This is a genomic window from Cellvibrio zantedeschiae, from assembly GCF_014652535.1.
Classification (GTDB): Bacteria; Pseudomonadota; Gammaproteobacteria; order Pseudomonadales; family Cellvibrionaceae; genus Cellvibrio; species Cellvibrio zantedeschiae.
The window spans coordinates 81,677-99,801 of the sequence record NZ_BMYZ01000001.1 but is presented as its reverse complement, the minus strand read 5'-3'; the positions used below and the strand labels follow the sequence as shown (position 1 = coordinate 99,801).

Annotated in this window: 18 protein-coding genes; 14 read left to right on the top strand and 4 right to left on the bottom strand. The window is 47.4% G+C overall.

The window, feature by feature from the left end; genetic code table 11:
* Positions 1-67 precede the first annotated feature (67 nt).
* From IE104_RS00475 to fabB, 5 genes are all read left to right on the top strand, one after another.
* Positions 68-1,042 carry a polyprenyl synthetase family protein gene (locus tag IE104_RS00475; protein ID WP_189415019.1) on the top strand — a complete coding sequence of 325 codons (975 nt, stop codon included), beginning with the start codon at positions 68-70 and terminating at the stop codon, positions 1,040-1,042.
* Positions 1,043-1,272: 230 nt separating this feature from the next.
* Positions 1,273-2,127, top strand: a complete 855-nt coding sequence (locus IE104_RS00470) for a transporter substrate-binding domain-containing protein (protein ID WP_229837555.1) — start codon at positions 1,273-1,275, stop codon at positions 2,125-2,127.
* Positions 2,128-2,441: 314 nt separating this feature from the next.
* Entirely contained in the window at positions 2,442-3,302 is an 861-nt protein-coding gene (locus IE104_RS00465) for a transporter substrate-binding domain-containing protein (RefSeq protein WP_189415017.1), read from the top strand.
* Positions 3,303-3,444: 142 nt separating this feature from the next.
* Complete coding sequence (gene fabA, locus IE104_RS00460) at positions 3,445-3,969, top strand: 3-hydroxyacyl-[acyl-carrier-protein] dehydratase FabA (RefSeq protein ID WP_189415014.1); 525 nt, start codon at positions 3,445-3,447, stop codon at positions 3,967-3,969.
* Between the two features lie 184 nt (positions 3,970-4,153).
* Positions 4,154-5,365: a beta-ketoacyl-ACP synthase I gene (fabB, locus tag IE104_RS00455; protein ID WP_189415012.1), complete on the top strand. Its 1,212-nt coding sequence runs from the start codon at positions 4,154-4,156 to the stop codon at positions 5,363-5,365.
* A gap of 142 nt (positions 5,366-5,507) precedes the next feature.
* Here fabB and IE104_RS00450 read toward each other — a convergent pair whose 3' ends face one another.
* Positions 5,508-6,371 (bottom strand): SDR family oxidoreductase, encoded by an 864-nt coding sequence (locus tag IE104_RS00450; protein ID WP_189415011.1) that lies wholly within the window; start codon positions 6,369-6,371, stop codon positions 5,508-5,510.
* A 184-nt stretch (positions 6,372-6,555) separates the two neighbouring features.
* Here IE104_RS00450 and IE104_RS00445 point away from each other — a divergent pair, with 184 nt between their 5' ends.
* The 8 genes from IE104_RS00445 to tatC all read left to right on the top strand — a co-directional run bounded on the left by IE104_RS00445 (position 6,556) and on the right by tatC (position 13,114).
* On the top strand, positions 6,556-8,445 hold the full coding sequence (locus IE104_RS00445) for a potassium transporter Kup (protein ID WP_189415009.1): 1,890 nt from the start codon (positions 6,556-6,558) through the stop codon (positions 8,443-8,445).
* A 7-nt stretch (positions 8,446-8,452) separates the two neighbouring features.
* Positions 8,453-9,793 carry an FAD-dependent oxidoreductase gene (locus IE104_RS00440; protein ID WP_189415007.1) on the top strand — a complete coding sequence of 447 codons (1,341 nt, stop codon included), beginning with the start codon at positions 8,453-8,455 and terminating at the stop codon, positions 9,791-9,793.
* Positions 9,793-10,629 (top strand): aldo/keto reductase, encoded by an 837-nt coding sequence (locus IE104_RS00435; protein ID WP_189415005.1) that lies wholly within the window; start codon positions 9,793-9,795, stop codon positions 10,627-10,629. The genes IE104_RS00440 and IE104_RS00435 overlap by 1 nt, the downstream gene beginning before the upstream one ends.
* A 22-nt stretch (positions 10,630-10,651) precedes the next feature.
* On the top strand, positions 10,652-11,041 hold the full coding sequence (gene hisI, locus IE104_RS00430) for a phosphoribosyl-AMP cyclohydrolase (RefSeq protein WP_189415003.1): 390 nt from the start codon (positions 10,652-10,654) through the stop codon (positions 11,039-11,041).
* Positions 11,042-11,063: 22 nt separating this feature from the next.
* The gene (locus IE104_RS00425) at positions 11,064-11,408 is read left to right on the top strand and encodes a phosphoribosyl-ATP diphosphatase (protein WP_189415001.1); all 345 of its coding nucleotides are present in this window, start codon (positions 11,064-11,066) and stop codon (positions 11,406-11,408) included.
* A gap of 20 nt (positions 11,409-11,428) precedes the next feature.
* On the top strand, positions 11,429-11,689 hold the full coding sequence (gene tatA / locus IE104_RS00420; RefSeq protein WP_189414999.1) for a twin-arginine translocase TatA/TatE family subunit: 261 nt from the start codon (positions 11,429-11,431) through the stop codon (positions 11,687-11,689).
* A 109-nt stretch (positions 11,690-11,798) separates the two neighbouring features.
* A complete protein-coding gene (gene tatB, locus IE104_RS00415; RefSeq protein ID WP_189414997.1) occupies positions 11,799-12,353 on the top strand; it encodes a Sec-independent protein translocase protein TatB in 555 nt (184 codons plus the stop codon).
* On the top strand, positions 12,350-13,114 hold the full coding sequence (tatC, locus tag IE104_RS00410; protein ID WP_189414995.1) for a twin-arginine translocase subunit TatC: 765 nt from the start codon (positions 12,350-12,352) through the stop codon (positions 13,112-13,114). Before tatB ends, tatC begins: the two co-directional genes overlap by 4 nt.
* A gap of 6 nt (positions 13,115-13,120) precedes the next feature.
* Here the strand turns inward: tatC and IE104_RS00405 are convergent, their stop codons facing one another.
* Both IE104_RS00405 and IE104_RS00400 read right to left on the bottom strand, forming a co-directional pair.
* On the bottom strand, positions 13,121-13,330 hold the full coding sequence (locus IE104_RS00405; protein ID WP_189414993.1) for a DUF2061 domain-containing protein: 210 nt from the start codon (positions 13,328-13,330) through the stop codon (positions 13,121-13,123).
* 142 nt (positions 13,331-13,472) lie between these two features.
* A complete protein-coding gene (locus IE104_RS00400) occupies positions 13,473-13,937 on the bottom strand; it encodes a CYTH domain-containing protein (RefSeq protein ID WP_189414991.1) in 465 nt (154 codons plus the stop codon).
* Positions 13,938-14,145: 208 nt separating this feature from the next.
* Between IE104_RS00400 and IE104_RS00395 the strand changes: the two genes are divergently transcribed.
* Positions 14,146-15,066: a hypothetical protein gene (locus tag IE104_RS00395; protein ID WP_189414989.1), complete on the top strand. Its 921-nt coding sequence runs from the start codon at positions 14,146-14,148 to the stop codon at positions 15,064-15,066.
* A gap of 62 nt (positions 15,067-15,128) precedes the next feature.
* Here the strand turns inward: IE104_RS00395 and IE104_RS00390 are convergent, their stop codons facing one another.
* Positions 15,129-18,065, bottom strand: a complete 2,937-nt coding sequence (locus tag IE104_RS00390; protein WP_189414987.1) for a TonB-dependent receptor — start codon at positions 18,063-18,065, stop codon at positions 15,129-15,131.
* Positions 18,066-18,125: the final 60 nt, after the last annotated feature.

Genomic DNA, 18,125 nt, shown 5'->3' with positions numbered 1-18,125 from the left:
TATGATGCACTCACTGTTAGCATTGCCGCCGTGATCCAATCCTACTCTTCATCATAAGAATTCCATCATGTTGCCATTTCATCAAGTTGTTAAAGACGATTTTTCCGCAGTCAACGAACTCATCATCAAGCAGTTGCATTCTGATGTGGGTCTGGTGGAAAACATTGGCCATTATTTGGTTGAAGCTGGCGGCAAACGCTTGCGTCCCTTAATGGTTTTGTTAACAGCTAACGCCCTGGGCTACCCGCAGACCAGCGGCAAAACCGAACACTTGGATTTGGCCGCAATTATCGAGTTCATTCATACAGCCACCTTGTTACATGACGACGTAGTGGATATGTCAAACCTGCGCCGCGGCCGCCCTACGGCAAATGCCCAGTGGGGAAATGCACCCAGCGTATTGGTGGGCGACTTCCTCTATTCGCGCGCATTCCAAATGATGGTAGAAATTGGCAGCATGGATGTTATGGCGATTTTGGCGAACACCACCAATGTCATTTCGGAAGGTGAAGTACAACAACTAGTAAACGCCAAGAATCCCGATGTTACTGAAGACAATTACTATCAGGTTATCGACAAAAAGACCGCCATACTTTTTGCGGCGGCCTGCGAAGTTGCCGCCGTGCTCGCCGGTGCAACCCCCGCGCAACGCGAAGCACTGAAAAGCTACGGTCGTAAAGTTGGCGTCGCTTTCCAATTGGTTGACGATGCACTGGACTACACAGGCGATGCCGCAACACTCGGCAAAAACGTGGGCGACGACCTGGCTGAAGGTAAACCCACCCTACCCTTAATTTACGCCATGCGCACAGGTACACCCGAACAAGCGGCCGTTATTGCAAATGCCATTCGCAACGGTGATGCCAGTCAATTAGGGGCAATTTTGGAAATCGTACAAGCTACAGGCGCTATGGATTACACGCTGGAAGCAGCGCGCGGACAAGTGCGCGATGCCATAGCTCAATTGCAGTCGCTCCCCGATAACACGTTTACCCAAGCTATGCGCCAAGTCGCCGAATTCTCCCTGGCGCGTACTTATTAATTAAATAGAACTTCCCCTTATTGCTCACCACTACGGCCTCTTTTTTAAAAGGCCGTGTTTCTATCTGCTATCCACATATACACCTAAAAGCACGACCCCCATGCTTGCTTTATTATCAATTTGGCCAATACTTTAGCCACACACAGAAACTCCTTAATAAGCCCGCTGGCTCTCCAGCAAAATCTAAAAGAAGACTTATCACCACGCGCTTATTGACCGAAGGAAACCCAATGAAACTCCTTAAATGTTCATGTTTGACGTTACTGCTCACCGCGGCTCCATTCGGTATGGCCGAGACCAAAGTTCTTAAGGTCAATGATTCCAATGATCCTAATGGCCCCTACACCGTATCTATGATTCAGCTCGCACTGGACCATATGGATACCAAATACACCTTAAAAGTAGGTACAGAAAACTTCACTCAAGCGCGCGCTAATGAGGAAGTAAAAACCGGCGGGCTGGATTTAATCTGGACCACAACAGGCAAAGAAACAGAAGAGGAACTGGAGCCCATTCGCATCCCGCTGTTTAAAGGTTTGCTCGGTTGCAGGATTTTTATCATCAATAAAAACGACCAAGCCAAGTTCGATAAAGTTGAAACCTTTGAAGACTTAAAAAAGCTGAAATTTGGCCAGGGCAAAACTTGGGCTGACGGCAAAATCCTGGAAGCAAACGGCTTAAACGTCATCAAAACCTACAAATACGAAAACCTGTTCTACATGGTAGAAGGCGGACGCTTTGATGCATTCCCGCGCGGGGTTCACGAACCTTTTGGTGAGCTTGCGCTGCGCCCAAAACTTGACTTGGCCGTAGAGAAAAACATTCTGTTGATTTACAAAATGGACCTCTACTTATACACCAGCAAAAATAACCGCAAGCTGGCAAAAGAGCTGGAAGATGGCTTTAACAAAGCCATTGCCGATGGCAGTTTTGACAAACTCTTTTACAGCTCGCCACAAGTTAAAGACATTATCGAAAAAGCCAACATGAAAAACCGTAAGGTTTTCTATCTGGATAACCCGACACTTTCTAAAGAAACCCCACTCGATCGCAAAGAGTTGTGGGCTGACCCGAAAGATTTCTAAGCCACACCCAGCGCACTTTCTCGACCAACAGCGCATTTTTGTTCACCAAAAGTGCGCTGACTGCCCTCCCCAATAATGATTTCGCCAATTCAATCCTCCGTGTTCCGCTACTCAGACCAGTATCACCACAAGCACGCCGAAACGAGTTACCCTATTTCTCACTATTCGTGTGTAATTGGTTACAACACAGCAAATAAGTAAGATTTTTTAATGCATCCAAAATAAGCGGCTATATTCATTAAACGAAGGCGTCAGCTGCAGTTACATCAGGATAAAACGCCGTTTAATAAAAACGATGCAATAGCGGGGAGTTTATGAAATACAGAAAGTTAGCGCTTGTTTGCCTTTTGGGTGTATTAAGCTCGGGCACGCGCGCCGAAGATAGCCTTATTCGTGTTAATGATTCCAGCGACCCTAACGGCCCCTATGCGGTCAAAATGATTCAGCTGGCACTCAAACATATCGACAAAAAATACAAACTGGTCGTAACCAAAGAGCCCTATTCCCAAGTCAAAATTATGGAAGAAGTCTCCAACGGCAAGCTTGAGGCTTTTTGGAACTCCTCCAATGCCGACAAAGAATCCATGTTTACACCTATCCGCATTTGCCTCTACAAAGGCTTGCTGGGCAACCGGATCTTTATCATCAACAAAAACAACCAAAGCAAATTCGACAACGTTAAAACCGTGGAGGATTTGAAAAAGCTGACTATCGGCCAGGGCAAAACCTGGGCGGATACCAAGATTCTAGAAAGCAACGGCTTTAAGGTGGTGAAAGCCAACAAATACGAGAGCCTGTTTTTGATGGTAGATGGCGGCCGTTTTGATGCCTTCTCACGCGGCGTGCACGAACCTTTTGGCGAACTGGATGCACACCCCAACTTAAAAGATTTAACCGTCGAGAAAGGCTTGATGCTGGTGTATCGCATGCCCTTCTATCTATTTGTCGGTAAAGAAAACAAAGCACTTGCCCGGGATTTGGAAGCTGGCTTAAACGCGGCTATTGCCGACGGTAGTTTTGACCAAACCTTCTTTGCAGATCCATCGGTACAGGATGTATTGGCAAAAGCTGACATGAAGAATCGCCGCTCTTTCTTCCTGGATAACCCCACACTCTCCAAAGAGACACCTCTGGACCGCAAAGAACTTTGGTTTGATCCAAAGACCATCCCCTAAGACTCATTCAAACGCCTGACTAATCGACTTAATCGGGCGTTACTCGCGGGCAAGGTGCTGGACAAGATAAGCACAGAAGGTAGAATGGCGGCCTTTTGTGCGGCTCTTCGCCGCGCTCGCCTTCAACTGCTGAGTTAATTTCATGACCAATTTTGAACCCAAGAGCTCATACTCCCGCGAAGAACTGATCGAATGCGGTCATGGCCGTCTGTTTGGCCCCGGCAATGCGCAATTGCCCGTGCCTAATATGTTGATGCTCGACCGCGTCGTCCACATCAGCCAAACCGGCGGTGAGTTTGGAAAGGGAGAGATTGTGGCGGAATTGGATATTAACCCTGATTTGTGGTTCTTCGCCTGCCACTTCCCCGGTGACCCGGTAATGCCAGGCTGCTTGGGCCTTGATGCCATGTGGCAATTGGTTGGCTTCTTTTTGGGCTGGAAAGGTAATCCTGGCCGTGGCCGCGCCTTGGGCTGTGGCGAAGTGAAATTCACTGGCCAGATTCTGCCAACTGCAAAGAAAATCACTTATCACATCAATTTAAAGCGTGTTATCGAGCGCAAACTCATTATGGGTATCGCCGATGGCCGCGTTTCTTGCGATGGCAAGGACATCTATTTTGCAAGTGATTTGCGTGTCGGTTTGTTCCAAAATACCGATAGTTTCTGATCCATCCCACCGCGGCGGGGTTGTGTAGCACAGCTTGAACTGTGGCATAATCGCCGCCCAGCCATGACCGACTCAGTCTCACACCTAACGGACGCACAGCTTAATCTCACGTAGGATTAAGCGCTGTGAATGCACGCAGCGAAGAGCTGCAACGTTGGGGATTTGAAAAGTAAAGAGGTAGCCTATGAAACGCGTTGTTGTTACCGGTATGGGAATTGTTTCCTGCCTGGGCAATGATAAAACTGCCGTGTTAGACGCTTTGCGCGCTGGCCGTTCTGGTATCAAATTTCAAGAAGCCTACAAAGAAAAAGGTTTACGCAGCCACGTTGCTGGCTCAATTGATATCGATTTATCTGAATTAATTGACCGCAAAGTCCTGCGCTTTATGGGTGATGCAGCAGCCTATGCTTACATCTCCATGCAACAAGCCATTGCCGATGCAGGTTTGAGCGAAGAACAAGTTTCCAACGAGCGCACCGGTATCATTATGGGTTCGGGCGGAGCCTCTTCTGAAAACCTCGTTGAGTCTGCCGATATCCTGCGCGAGAAAGGCGTGAAGCGTGTTGGCCCTTACCGTGTAACCCAAACCATGGGCAGCACCACCTCAGCGTGTTTGGCGACTCCGTTTAAAATCAAAGGCGTTAACTACTCAATTTCTTCTGCTTGTGCCACCAGCGCACATTGCATTGGCGTTGCGCTCGAGCAAATCCAACTCGGCAAGCAAGACATAGTGTTTGCAGGCGGCGGCGAAGAAGAACATTGGACGTTAACTGCATTGTTCGATGCCATGGGCGCACTCTCTACCAAGTACAATGAAACTCCAGATCAGGCATCGCGCGCTTATGACGCAGAGCGTGATGGTTTTGTTATCGCTGGCGGCGGCGGTTGTTTGGTGATTGAAGAATACGAACACGCCAAAGCGCGCGGCGCAAAAATTTATGCAGAAATCGTTGGCTACGGCGCAACTTCAGATGGCTACGACATGGTTGCCCCTTCTGGCGAAGGCGCGGTGCGTTGTATGAAGCAAGCTTTGGCAACAACCCAAGGCAGCATCGATTACATCAACTCGCACGGCACCTCTACACCTGTAGGTGACTTGGCCGAACTGAAAGCCATTAAAGAAACTTTTGGCGATGCAATTCCACCAATTAGTTCGACAAAATCTTTGACTGGCCACAGTTTGGGCGCAACCGGCGTTCAAGAAGCTATTTACAGCTTGCTGATGTTGGAAAATGATTTTATTTGCGCGTCTGCAAATATCACTACGCTCGACGCAGAAGCCCAAGGTATGCCGATTGTGTTGGAACGCAAAGACAACGTGAAATTAAATCGCGTCATGTCCAACAGCTTCGGCTTCGGCGGCACCAACGCAACTTTAGTTTTCCAACGCGTTTAAGCGTTAAATCTTTCCAAAAAAATAAAAACCGCAAGTGGCGACACCTGCGGTTTTTTTATGTCACTTTTTTAGCAAAAACCAACCTTCATTTAAGCAAACTGCCATGCGCTTTATTCTTTGATAATTTGCACAAGTTCAATGTTTATTGATTGGCCTGATTATGAAACCACTGCTTTACCAGCGGCAATAAGCTCGGACGCCAGGGTCTTGCTTGTACACCAAAGGAATCACGAATTCTGCGGCAGCCTAACACGGCGCTGAGTGGTTCGGTGGTGGGGGTTGAATCGATTAGCGTAAAATTCGCGTCGTGTTTGAGTAATTGTTGTTGTGCAAGTAGTTGCACAAGTTGCTCGCCAAATTCTGCTTCGTTGAGCGCATCGCCACTGCAATAATGCATTACGCCCCAATTGTCGGAGCCACAGGAAATTTGCTTTACCAGCGCAACACAAACTCGTACAACATCTGACAACAACGTAGGTGCGCCGCGCAACCGCGTGTTAAGCGTTATAGGTTGCTGTGTTTGAATTGCTGTTAATAAACGCGTGAGATGATTGTTGCCAATGCTGCCGATGATCCAACCCAAACGTAAAATAATATAGCGCGCGGCACTATGCTCTATAGCTTGTTCCGCTGCAAAAAATGCGCGCCCTTCTGCGCTAACCGGTGCGGGAATATCCTTCTCGCTGTGGCTGCTTTTGTTATCAACCCCAAAGACCTGGTAGCTGGAAAAGTGAATTAAAGGCACCCCCAAACTTGCACAAGCGCTGGCGATATTAGCGGCAACAATCGGTATGAGCGCTTGTTGTTCCGCGGAGGGAATTTCTTCCCATGCGAGTGTATTAATAACAATGTCAGGCTTGTGCTGCACCAGATATTCACGTGCAGCAGCGGCATCTTCCCAATGAATTTTGGGCGACAAGAGCTGGCACTGCTCTCGCTCCAAATCGTGCTCAAGGGTTTGGCCGAGCGCGCTTTGGGTATCGGTGACAATTATTTTTAAGGACATAAACCGCGTTTACTCGTAAATCCGGGCTGCTGAATTCGGCCTTGGAGTCTGTCAAAGAGAATCGCAAAGATCAACTGAATTCCAAATGCACCGGATCGGCTTTTGGCACTTAACAACTAGCAGTTGATTCGCGTCTATACTCTGGCACAATGCCCAACCTTCTTTGTTGCTCCGAGATCAATTGATGAGCTCACAAACTACCGCGCAAAAATCTTCCCATGCCGCCCTGACTGTTGCCGCCCTTGGTGTGGTCTTCGGCGATATAGGTACCAGCCCGCTCTACGCCCTGAAAGAAACCTTCAGCCCACACCACGGCATAGCCCTGACCGAAGCCGCTGTGCTCGGCGGACTCTCTACCGTTTTTTGGGTGCTAATGTTTGTGGTAACGCTCAAGTACATCACGCTCGTGATGCGCGCCGACAACCACGGCGAAGGCGGCACCATGGCGCTTTTGGCGCTGGTATTTGCTTCAACCAAAGATCACCCTAACTGGAAGCCCTACTTGTTGATGTTGGGCGTATTGGGTGCGTCCCTGTTTTATGGCGATGCCGTACTCACACCCGCAGTAACCGTACTCTCTGCCGTTGAAGGACTTGAAGTCGCTACCAGCGCATTCAAACCTTATATTGTGCCTATTGCCCTTGCCTTTATTGTCGGGCTCTTTGCTCTTCAACGCGGGGGCACCTCGCGTATCGGCGCGGTGTTTGGCCCAATTACTATCGTCTGGTTTCTGGTGCTATGCATTTCCGGCATCAACGGTATTTTGCATAACCCCCATGTTCTGCTCGCCCTTAACCCGATTTATGCGTTTCACTTCCTGACGGACCATGGCTTTGCATCCTTCTTGATCCTTGGCTCCGTGGTTTTGGCAGTGACCGGTGTAGAAGCCCTTTACGGCGACATGGGGCACTTTGGCAAAGGCCCTATTCGCACAGCTTGGTTTGTATTGGTTTTCCCGGCATTGCTGCTCAACTATTTTGGCCAGGGCGCGGTTATCCTCAAAGACCCAACGACTATCGCCAACCCCTTCTTCCATATGTTCCCTGATTGGGCGCTCTATCCGATTGTGATTTTGGCTACGCTGGCAGCAGGCATTGCCTCCCAAGCGACTATCGCTGGCGCTTACTCACTCACAAAACAAGCCGTACAGCTGGGCTTTTTACCGCGTTTGAAGGTGGTGCAAACATCAGCCAACGAAATTGGCCAGATTTACCTGCCCGGCCTGACATTTGTGTTGATGATCGCCGTTGTGCTGATTGTGGTTATCTTCCAATCTTCCTCCGCCCTGGCCTCTGCTTATGGTGTAGCCGTGACGGGAGATATGTTGGTTACCAGCTGCCTCACCTTCTTTGTGATCTACTTTGGCTGGAAGATTCCCCTGCCCTTGTGTATTGCGTCTACCGGGTTGTTCCTGTGCATCGATATAGCGCTCTTTACCTCTTGTATCACTAAGGTGTTTGAAGGTGGATGGTTGCCCATCCTCATCGCCATGACCATGTTTATGCTGATGACTACATGGCGCAAAGGCCGCGATATTCTGTTCCAACGCTTGCGCGCCTCATCGGTTCCTCTTGATGCACTTTTACCCTCCCTATTTATCAGCCCGCCTACGCGTGTGCCAGGCACTGCTGTCTTCCTGACCGCAACACCCGAAGCAACTCCCCATGCCCTTTTGCACAACCTCAACCACAATAAGGTTTTGCATGAACGAGTGGTATTTTTAACGGTGGAGGTTTCCAACGTTCCCTGGGTAGATATCAAAGAAGCCTGTGAAATTGAGGATATGGGTAATAACTGCTATCGCGTTGTAATCACCTTCGGCTTTATGAACCCGCCAGACATACGCTTGGCCTTAGCCGCCTGCGCGGAGAAGGGCTTATCATTCAATATCATGGAAACCTCCTTCTTCCTGTCGCGTGAAAAAATTGTTCCTGTCGCAACCTTGGATAGCGGCATGCCTATGTGGCGTGAACATCTGTTTGCCACCATGGCGCGCAACGCGGGCACTGCGGTAGATCACTTCAACATTCCCACCAACCGCGTGATTGAACTTGGCACCCAGGTGGAAATCTAACAGCCACATGACCACGTCAGCCACGCACATCGAACTCGATATCGCCATTATAGGTGGCGGTGTGGCGGGGTTGTGGCTGGCGAATCGCTTGCAAAGCCAAGGCTATAAATTCGCCTTGTTTGAACACAAAGCCTTGGGTAGCGATCAAACAATGGCATCGCAAGGCATGATTCACGGTGGAATGAAATACACCCTGAGTGGCATGCTCACGGGTGCTTCTGAAGCCATCGCCGATATGCCCCAGCACTGGCGCGCCTGCTTGTGTGGCGAGGGCGATGTAGACCTGCGCAACACGCGCATCCTTAGCGACCATTTCTTTCTATGGTCTGGCGATAGCATCACCGCCAAACTCACCAGCTTCCTCGCCAGCAAAGCCACGCGCGGCCGGGTTGATCCCGTTTCCGATGAGCGCCGCCCGCCGCTTTTGCGCCACAAAGACTTCAACGGCAGCCTCTATCGATTGGTGGACATAGTGCTCGATGCTCACAGCCTGGTAACCAATCTTGCGCACAATATAGAACCGCACTGTTTCCTTATCGACGGCGAACAAACACGCTTCCTAAAAGATGCTGATGGAAACGCTTACTTGCGGATAGAGCGCGATCAAGCCCCACTGGAAATACGCGCCAAGCGATTTATTTTTACTGCAGGCCAGGGCAATGCCTCGCTCTTGTCGCAACTTGGGCTTGATAGCCCGGCCATGCAAATACGCCCGCTGCAACAGGTCATGGTCAAACACCATCACCCATTTCACTTTTTTGGCCACTGTTTAGGAGCGGAAACTACACCGCGCTTGACCATTTCCAGCCACGCGCTCAACAAGCATGAACAGGTTTGGTATCTGGGTGGTAGCCTTGCCGAGCGTGGGGCAACCATGGATGCAGACGAGCTGATCGAGCAAGCCAAACAAGAGCTCGCGGAGTTAATACCTTGGGTAGATTTAAGTGAGGCGGAATGGGCGACTTTAGCCATCAACCGCGCCGAGCCCCTGCAACCTAATTTTGCACGCCCCGATAACGCGTTTATCGCCCCGGCAAACGGCTGCAACAACCTATTGGTGGGTTGGCCTACCAAACTTACGCTTGCACCTAACCTTGCTAACCAAGCGCTCGACTTACTTGCACAGGCGGGCATAACACCGGGTAACCAAAGTTCCGGCTTGCAAGGGCTGCTACCAAAGCCCGACATAGCACCAACGCCTTGGGAAACCGCATTTCCCGCTGCTATGAGCAAAGAAGAGAGCTTGATGCTCAAGTTACAAGAAGAATTAGTTGAAGCTTACGACGAAGATCAGGATGAACCCTACGGTGTAGAAAGCTTCACGGATAACAACAAGGATCAGCATTAATGCTCCCGCAAACACAACTCGGCAACACTGACCTGCGCGTCAGTCGATTAGGCTTGGGCACGGTAAAGCTCGGCCGCAACCAAAGCGTCAAATATCCGGAAGCCTTTGAGCTGCCAAGTGACGATGACGCCCGCACCTTGCTAAGCACGGCACGCGACCTTGGCATCAACCTTCTGGATACAGCACCCGCTTATGGTGTGAGTGAAGAGCGCCTGGGCTATTTGTTGCGCGGTGAGCGCAAAGACTGGGTAATTTGCACCAAAGCTGGCGAAGAGTTCAGCCGCAATTACGATGGCAATGGCAATTCCAATTTCGATTTTGAGGCCAGCGCCTTGCGCCTGAGCGTAGAGCGCAGCCTGCGTCGGTTACGTACAGATTACCTCGATATAGTGCTTATCCATTCCGACGGTAACGACAGCCATTTAATCCATCACCACCAAGTGCTACACACCCTATCCAAATTAAAACAGGAGGGCTGGATTCGCGCCTTCGGCATGTCCACCAAAACGCTTGAGGGCGGAATGATCTGCGCTCAGGAGGCCGACGTGGTTATGGCGACTTTCGATCCTGCACAAGCAGACGACCATAAACTTATGCAAAGCTGCGCACTTAATAACGCTGGTGTGCTGCTTAAAAAGATCTTCAACAGCGGCCACTTGCTAGCAGAAGATCAAACCCAAAAAACGGCCAACGCCATCATCGAACAGCAAATGAAAGTAATTTTCGCCCAGAGCGCCGTTAACAGTGCCATAATCGGCACCCTTAATTGCCAGCACCTGCGCAGCAACGTTGAATGCGCACTGCTCGGCCTGGCCGAAAACTCGAAATTAGCTTAAGCCTTAGTGTGACCCTGAGATTATGACCGAAACTCTTTCCTGGTTAGATCAAGTGCGCTGGAACAGCGATGGCCTGGTGCCCGCCATAGCGCAAGATGCCAAGACCGGCCGCATTTTAATGATGGCGTGGATGAACCGCGAAGCGCTGGAAACAACCGCAAAGCTTAAGCAAGCGGTATACTTTTCGCGCTCGCGCAATAAGCTGTGGCACAAAGGTGAAACCTCGCACCATGTACAAAACGTGCAAGAGATTCGGCTGGATTGCGATGAAGATGTCATAGTGCTGATGGTGGAACAAATTGGCGGTATTGCCTGTCACACCGGCAGGGAATCCTGTTTTTATCGCGTGTTTAATGACGGCGAATGGCAAGTGGTCGAGCCAGTACTAAAAGACCCCAGCGAGATTTACTAGGCGCGACGACAGAGAGAGCCCAATGAGCAACGATATTCTCAAACAACTGACCGATATTTTAGAAGCGCGCAAACAAATTGCAGACGCCGAGACTTCATATGTCGCCAGCTTGCACAAAAAAGGTTTAAATAAAATTTTGGAAAAGGTCGGTGAAGAATGCACCGAAACTATTTTAGCCGCGAAGGATGCACAAGCCAGCGGCGACAATACGGAAGTCATTTATGAAACCGCTGATCTGTGGTTTCACAGCTTGGTGATGCTCTCCCATTTAGGTGAAAACGCCGATGCTGTACTCAATGAATTAGCTCGTCGTTTTAATATTTCAGGGCACGATGAAAAAGCATCGCGCACAAGTAACAATCATTAATTTTTTAACCGAGGCGTTTTATGACAGCTCACATTTTTGCCGGTAACTTTGGCAGCCCAATGCAAATCCTGATTATCCTGATTATCGTATTGCTCATTTTTGGCGGTAGTCGCCTGCGCAATTTGGGCGGTGATTTAGGTGGCGCAATCAAGGGTTTCAAAAAAGCCATGAGTGACGGCGACAAAGAAAAAGAGCAGGAAAAACTTCAGGCTGATGATCACAAGATTATTGAAGGCTCGGTAGAGAAAGACAAAGTGACCACCGATAAAGATCCAAAATAATTACTCCGCTCACACTAAGCATGTCGAAGGGCTACATCGCTCATCCTTCGACAAACTCAGGATGAGCGGATATCTATAGCTAAGCTGTAGTTTTAAAAAGGCAAAGCCCGTGTTTGATATTGGTTTTTCTGAATTAATTGTCTGTGCGATTGTTGCGCTCCTCGTCATAGGCCCGGAACGTATGCCTGAAGCCGTGCGTACTGTGGGCCTGTGGGTTGGTCGCTTTAAACGCAGCTTGCGCGAAACACGCTCAGAAATAGAACGCCAAATTGGTGTGGATGATATTCGTCGACAATTGCACAACGAAGAAATTATGCGCAACCTGGAACAAGCGCGCCGCGATATGGACAGCGTTTTTGCAGAGACACAAAACACTATTGAATCCACTGCTATCGAATATAAAAGCGAACCTGATTTGCCCTATCATTCGCACATGGAAGAACAGTTAGAAAATTTAGCAGAACTGCCAGAAGCAGATGTGGAATTGGAAAACTTGCTTGAACCTGCGCAGAAAAAAACAACTGATGGAAAAGTTCTCGCCTCTGCAAATGCTCCAGCAAATACAACTGCAGCAATAAACACACCCGCTGCGAAGCAAACTGCTAACGAACATCCAACCACTGAACATAATTCTGCTCAAACCAGTAACAAAGCATCTCTATGACATCGGCCGAAAACGATAAAGAACTACCACTGGTTCATCACCTGATTGAATTACGCACTCGCCTGCTGAGAACTATAGTCGTCATCTTCGCGTTGTTTTTGGCACTCTATGCCAAGTTCGCCAATGACATATACGCGATTGTTTCTGCACCGCTAATGGAATTATTGCCCACCAATGCCAGCATGATTGCAACAGATATCACATCGCCTTTATTAACACCAATGAAGCTGACTTTTTTTGTAGCCCTGGTGCTGGCGATTCCTTACATTCTTTACCAAATTTGGGCGTTTGTTGCGCCCGGTTTATATAAACATGAAAAACGCATCGCGCTACCCATTTTGGTGAGCAGCGTTTTGTTGTTTTATATAGGCATGGCTTTCGCGTATTTTTTAATTTTTCCGCTGATTTTTAAAATCACTACGCAGTCAGGTTTGGTAGGCGTAACGGCCATGACCGACATTACAAAATATCTGGATTTTGTGTTGCACATGTTTTTTGCGTTTGGATTTATTTTTGAAATTCCCGTCGCCACAGTGCTATTGATTTACGCGCGGGTTATGTCAGCCAAATCGCTCATTAAAAAACGCCCTTACGTGATTTTGGGTTGCTTTGTGGTAGGTATGATTCTCACCCCGCCCGATGTCACTTCCCAGTGCTTACTCGCCATTCCTATGTGGGCATTGTTTGAAATTGGGGTTTATATAGGCCTGTTCATTGAAACGCGCCGTGCGAAACAGGAACTTGAGGCAGAGGCGGAATAATCCGCCTCACACCCTATTCGCAAAAATCTCCACCAAGTCTGCTTTATGCTCATCAATTTTGAGCCATGCCTTTTCGTGAAAGAAAAATACCACTGTATTAATTGCCGGCTCGACTAAAGCTATGGTTCCGCCTACCAGAGCGCTACCCGTTAAGGCATAGCCCACGGTGAAAGCCACACCAAAGTGTAAGGTCGCAAATGTCATTGTCTTAGCCATAATCCTGTCCTCATCGAATCCAAAGGCTTGTTTCAGGATTTATACTAGGCAAATGGATCGAAGAGATAAAGACAATTAAAGAAATGGGTCTAATTGTTATTTTCTATTAAACATCAGATAGCAATGAGCTTTGAAATACCCTCTAAACTGCCCAGCTTTTGAAGGGATTAACCGATAGGTTGGAATTGTAGTAACGAACGTCCTGAGTCACCTCTTCACCCAGCCAATCAGGTTTTTCAAAGGCTTGCTCCTCAGACTCCAACTCAATTTCTGCAACGACCAAGCCTTGGTTATCACCAAGGAACTCATCAACTTCCCACAACATACCCGCGAAGGAAATTTTCCGGCGATACTTTTCAATTAAAGGGCCATCGCATAAAGCGAGCATTTGTTTGGCATCGGCCAGAGGAATTTCGTATTCAAATTCAGTGCGGCTTGCGCCTTTGCTTGCGCCTTTTATGGTAAGGAAACCTTGATCTCCCGCGACACGAATTCGAACAGTACGCTCTTTACTGCGATTCAAATATCCCTGGCAAAAGTAAACAGCAATAGCACTGCGCCAACTGTCATTAACAACTAAAAATTTACGTTCGATTTCGATAGCCATATAAATTTCTGAATAAAAAAGTAATTGGCTATCAGGATAACAACTTAGCACGTTGAATTTCCAGTTAACTTTTTCGAAATCACCGTTTTTACTAATTATCCATTATTCATATGTGTTATTAGATGTAATAGAAAAACATGCACCTGAAGCATAGATTGGCTTTCGCTTTATTGTTTTCCACACACATCCACTGCATAAGGAAATTTCTATGAAACCGAAAATAATTTTACTACTTATTCCAATCCTACTAAGCTCATGCACAAATACTGTATGGGTTCGCGAAGCTAAAATCGAAAATGAAGTTACAACTTATAAATCTGTAGGAGGAATTCCCTTCTATGTAAAAAAGAATATTTATACACACAACAGCAAATATTCAACAACCTGGCTAAAGGCAACCTTAACAATTACTTATAAGACTGATGCCACAAATGCAAAACCCTCAAACGAACAGATTTATGAAGTTGAGATACCAAAAACTGAACTTATTAAATTAACATCTATCAAGAAATTAATTCTAGAAGCTGACCCCAATAGTTTCGAGGACACGGCGAAAGTCACTAGTGAATTTGTAGCTCTCCAGGAAAAAGCTGATATCACGCAAGTAAAGCCGGAGTTGATCGCAAATTTTATAAGCACTGAATCTATTGTCGACACCGAAAAACCTTATTATTTAAACGCTCCCTTACCCTGGTTCGGGTCAAACTCACTGACTCAGGAGTTAGCGGCAGATGGAACATTATCAAAAGTAACCGCCGCTCCTGACACCCATCTTTCTGAAGCAATCACATCACTCATTCCCCTTAAAGAATATTTAACAAAACGATTTGTAGGTAGTAGCACCGAAGCGCTAGTTGCTGAAAGCGGTGGAGGTAACACCACAAGCGTAGTTTGGGATCTGTCCTTAAACATAATTGAGACTGGCTACATTCATACTTTCACTGAAGCGCTAAAGTCTCGCCCAACTGGTCCACTAAAAGAATTAGATTTCGATACTACAAAGTATGCATTTACACGCGAACCTATAACTTCCGCATCTGAAAAAAAGGAGAAAAAAGAAGAGAATAAAAATGTAATCAGTATCAATGGAACTATTGGTCTACCGAAACCAGAGGCGGCAAAAAAATAAAGTGTGTTTCTTCATAAAAAAAACCGCGCAACAAGTGCGCGGTTTTTTTATCTTACTTAAAATTAGAACTTGTAGTTTGCACCCAGTGAGAAGGTTCTGCCGAACCAGTTTAAACGGCGTGGCAATTCTTCGCTGAGGCTGTAACTGCGGTTTGGTTCATCAGTAAGGTTACTTACCGAGAAAATCATATTGATTCCGTTATCGAATTTGTAGCTTGCCTGGAAATCCATAACGGTTTCAGCAGCATAAATTACTGGCGCACGGGCGATGTTTAAAGCTTCACCCACGAAAGAGCCCTGGTGCGTTGTCGATAAACGGGTTTCGAAATTTTCGTAGCTGTAGAAAATAGTAATGTTGCCGGAATCTTCCACCAAACCGGAGAACGGCAAATTACTATCTGGATTGTTGGGATCCAGGGTGCTCACGGTAGTAATTTTACTGTCTACTTTAGAGATACTACCCGATACGCCCAAGCCTTTGAAAAGCCCCGGTAACCAGTTAAAGGTTTGCGTATAGGAAATTTCCAAACCGCGAATATATCCACCTTCAGCATTATTGGTTGAGAAAGTGTAGGTTCCGTTGCGCACGGGTTTATCCACGACCAAACCACCTTCCACGACGGGGAAAGTTTCTGGAATGGGGAAACCATTTGCAGCGAAATCAAAATTCTCGATAGATGCATCTTGAATGAAGGATTTAATTTCACGATGGTAAGCCGCAATGGAGAATGAACCATTGGTATCTGGCATGTAGTGTTCGTAAGAAATATCGATTTGGTCTGCAAGGAACGGCTTCAAGGTTGGCGAGCTGTTGCTACCGTAGTTGTAAGTCGGGCCATTCGGGTTATTGGCATCGATACTTCCTTGGTTAAAGTTTGCAAGACGATTGATGGGCGCGCGCGACAATACACGTGCTAATGCCAAACGCAATTGATCGTTTTCAGCAAGGTGATAGTTCAAATTCAGTGACGGCAAATTATTGCTGTACTCAACACCGATGCGTGTTAACGCCAAATCTGAACGGCAATCACCTACGTCATCGCAAATTTCAACTGCGCCTTTGCTGGTGTCGCCGTTAACATTCACAAATGCCATGTTGGATTGTTCGGTATCAATACGGCGGAAACCGATATTACCCGTTAAGTCCCTGTCCCACAGAGTGGTGTTGATATTCGCTTGAATGTAAAAAGAATTTACATCTTCTTGAATATCCGCCTGCTCAGTCATGGACCAGGAACGCCCCTCGCCCCAGCGCGCACCCGCAACAATTGAACGCGGTTTCGGGTTGCCATTTGCATCAAAGGCATCAGGGTTGGCAATTTCTGGTGTATTGGGGCCGGTGTATTTAGTGCGGCTCATCAACACCAAATTATTTTTGTAGGCTTGTTCGATAATGGAACGGCTGTCGATTGCAAGAAACGACGGCATGTTAGAGAAATCACCTTTCCAATTCACAACATCAGAATTTGCATCAGTGATTGGCAATGAATAATCCGTGGTGATACGACCACCAGCACCGTCGCCATACACAAACACATTACGCGATTGTTTGTGATTACGTTTCGCAACGCGCACGCCTGCTTCAATGGACACTATGACCGGTGTATCCAATTCATATTTTCCATCGATACGCGCAGCGTCAATTTTGTCTTCGTTGATATAGGGATATTCTTCATATTGGCCCATGCGCAGTGTCGCCGTATTGGTGTAATCGCGATTCAAACTGAACTTGGGAATATTGATGCCGTTAAGCGCAAAGGCCGCTTGCTGGTCATCGTCACGATACCAGCCATCAGGATGCGCAGAATCCACCGGGCCTTTTTTATAAAGAAATGAACGCGACAGAGAATTTCTAAATAAACCTGACGCTTCTGAATGCGAAAGATCGGCCGCGATGTTCCATTTATCTTCAGACCATTTAGCGTTAAAACCGCCAGAGAAAATATCGTAATCGGTCGTGGTATCGTTGTTCTCAACTTTGAAATCGATTGTCTGGGAATTTTTTCTGCCAACAAAAGTACCGCCAGTCATGTAGATGTCGTCGAAGTAAGTCGTGTTGTAGACATTCATATTTCTGAAGCCTTGCACACGAATACCGCGTTCATCACTTTGCGATTTAAATTTGGAGTAAAAAGCGTCTGCTTCAATGGCAAGATGTTCGTTGGGTTCAAAGTCTACGGTGGCCATGTAGCCATCGCGATCATCTTCACCACCTTTTTGTTTTACAAAAAAACTCTCTGGTGCATAAACGTCTTTTCCATCCACTGTTAGCGCAGGTCTGGAATAGTTGTCGTTTTCAATTTGGGATGCGGCGTTAGGTTGCAATAATTTTGCATAACCCAAGCTCACGCCCAAAGTGTTATCCAACAATTTTTTAGAGAAAGATAAAGAGAAACGTTTGCCGTATGGCTCAACTTCATAAAGCTCATCGGCTTTGTCGTTGTAGTTGCCGCGCACGCCAATCTGTATGCTTTGGTCATCTTTCATCTTCAGGGGATTGATGGTTTTAAGCTCTACAGTACCTGCAATACCACCCTCAATCAGCGAAGCTTTGGGAGACATGTAAACTTCAACAGAGTTAATTAATTCTGATGGAAACTGACTGAACTCCATGGCGCGGCTGCCGTTCGGCGATACCTGTTCGCGACCATTTAATGTGGAGAACACGTAGCCCTCGCCCATACCGCGCACCTGGATAGTACCGGCCTGGCCGCTTGAACGGGTGACGGTAATACCGGGCAAGCGGCTGAGTGATTCTGCGATAGATTTATCTGGCAAGCCGCCGATATCTTCCGCCGAAATCGCTTGCACAATAGTGTCGGCGTTGCGCTTCATTTCGATCGAATTGGCGATGGATGCGCGGAAGCCAGTAATGATGACTTCATCAGCTTCTTCTATCGCTTTTTTGTCTGCATCTTGCGCGAGCACCGATTGGGTGGTCGCTGCCATTAACAACCCGGAGATGACAACTCCCAGCGGTTTTACATTAAAATTTTTCATCTGCTTAATCTCGACTAGTCATTTAGTTTTTGTTGTTCGAACCTCGTTAACCAATCCCTT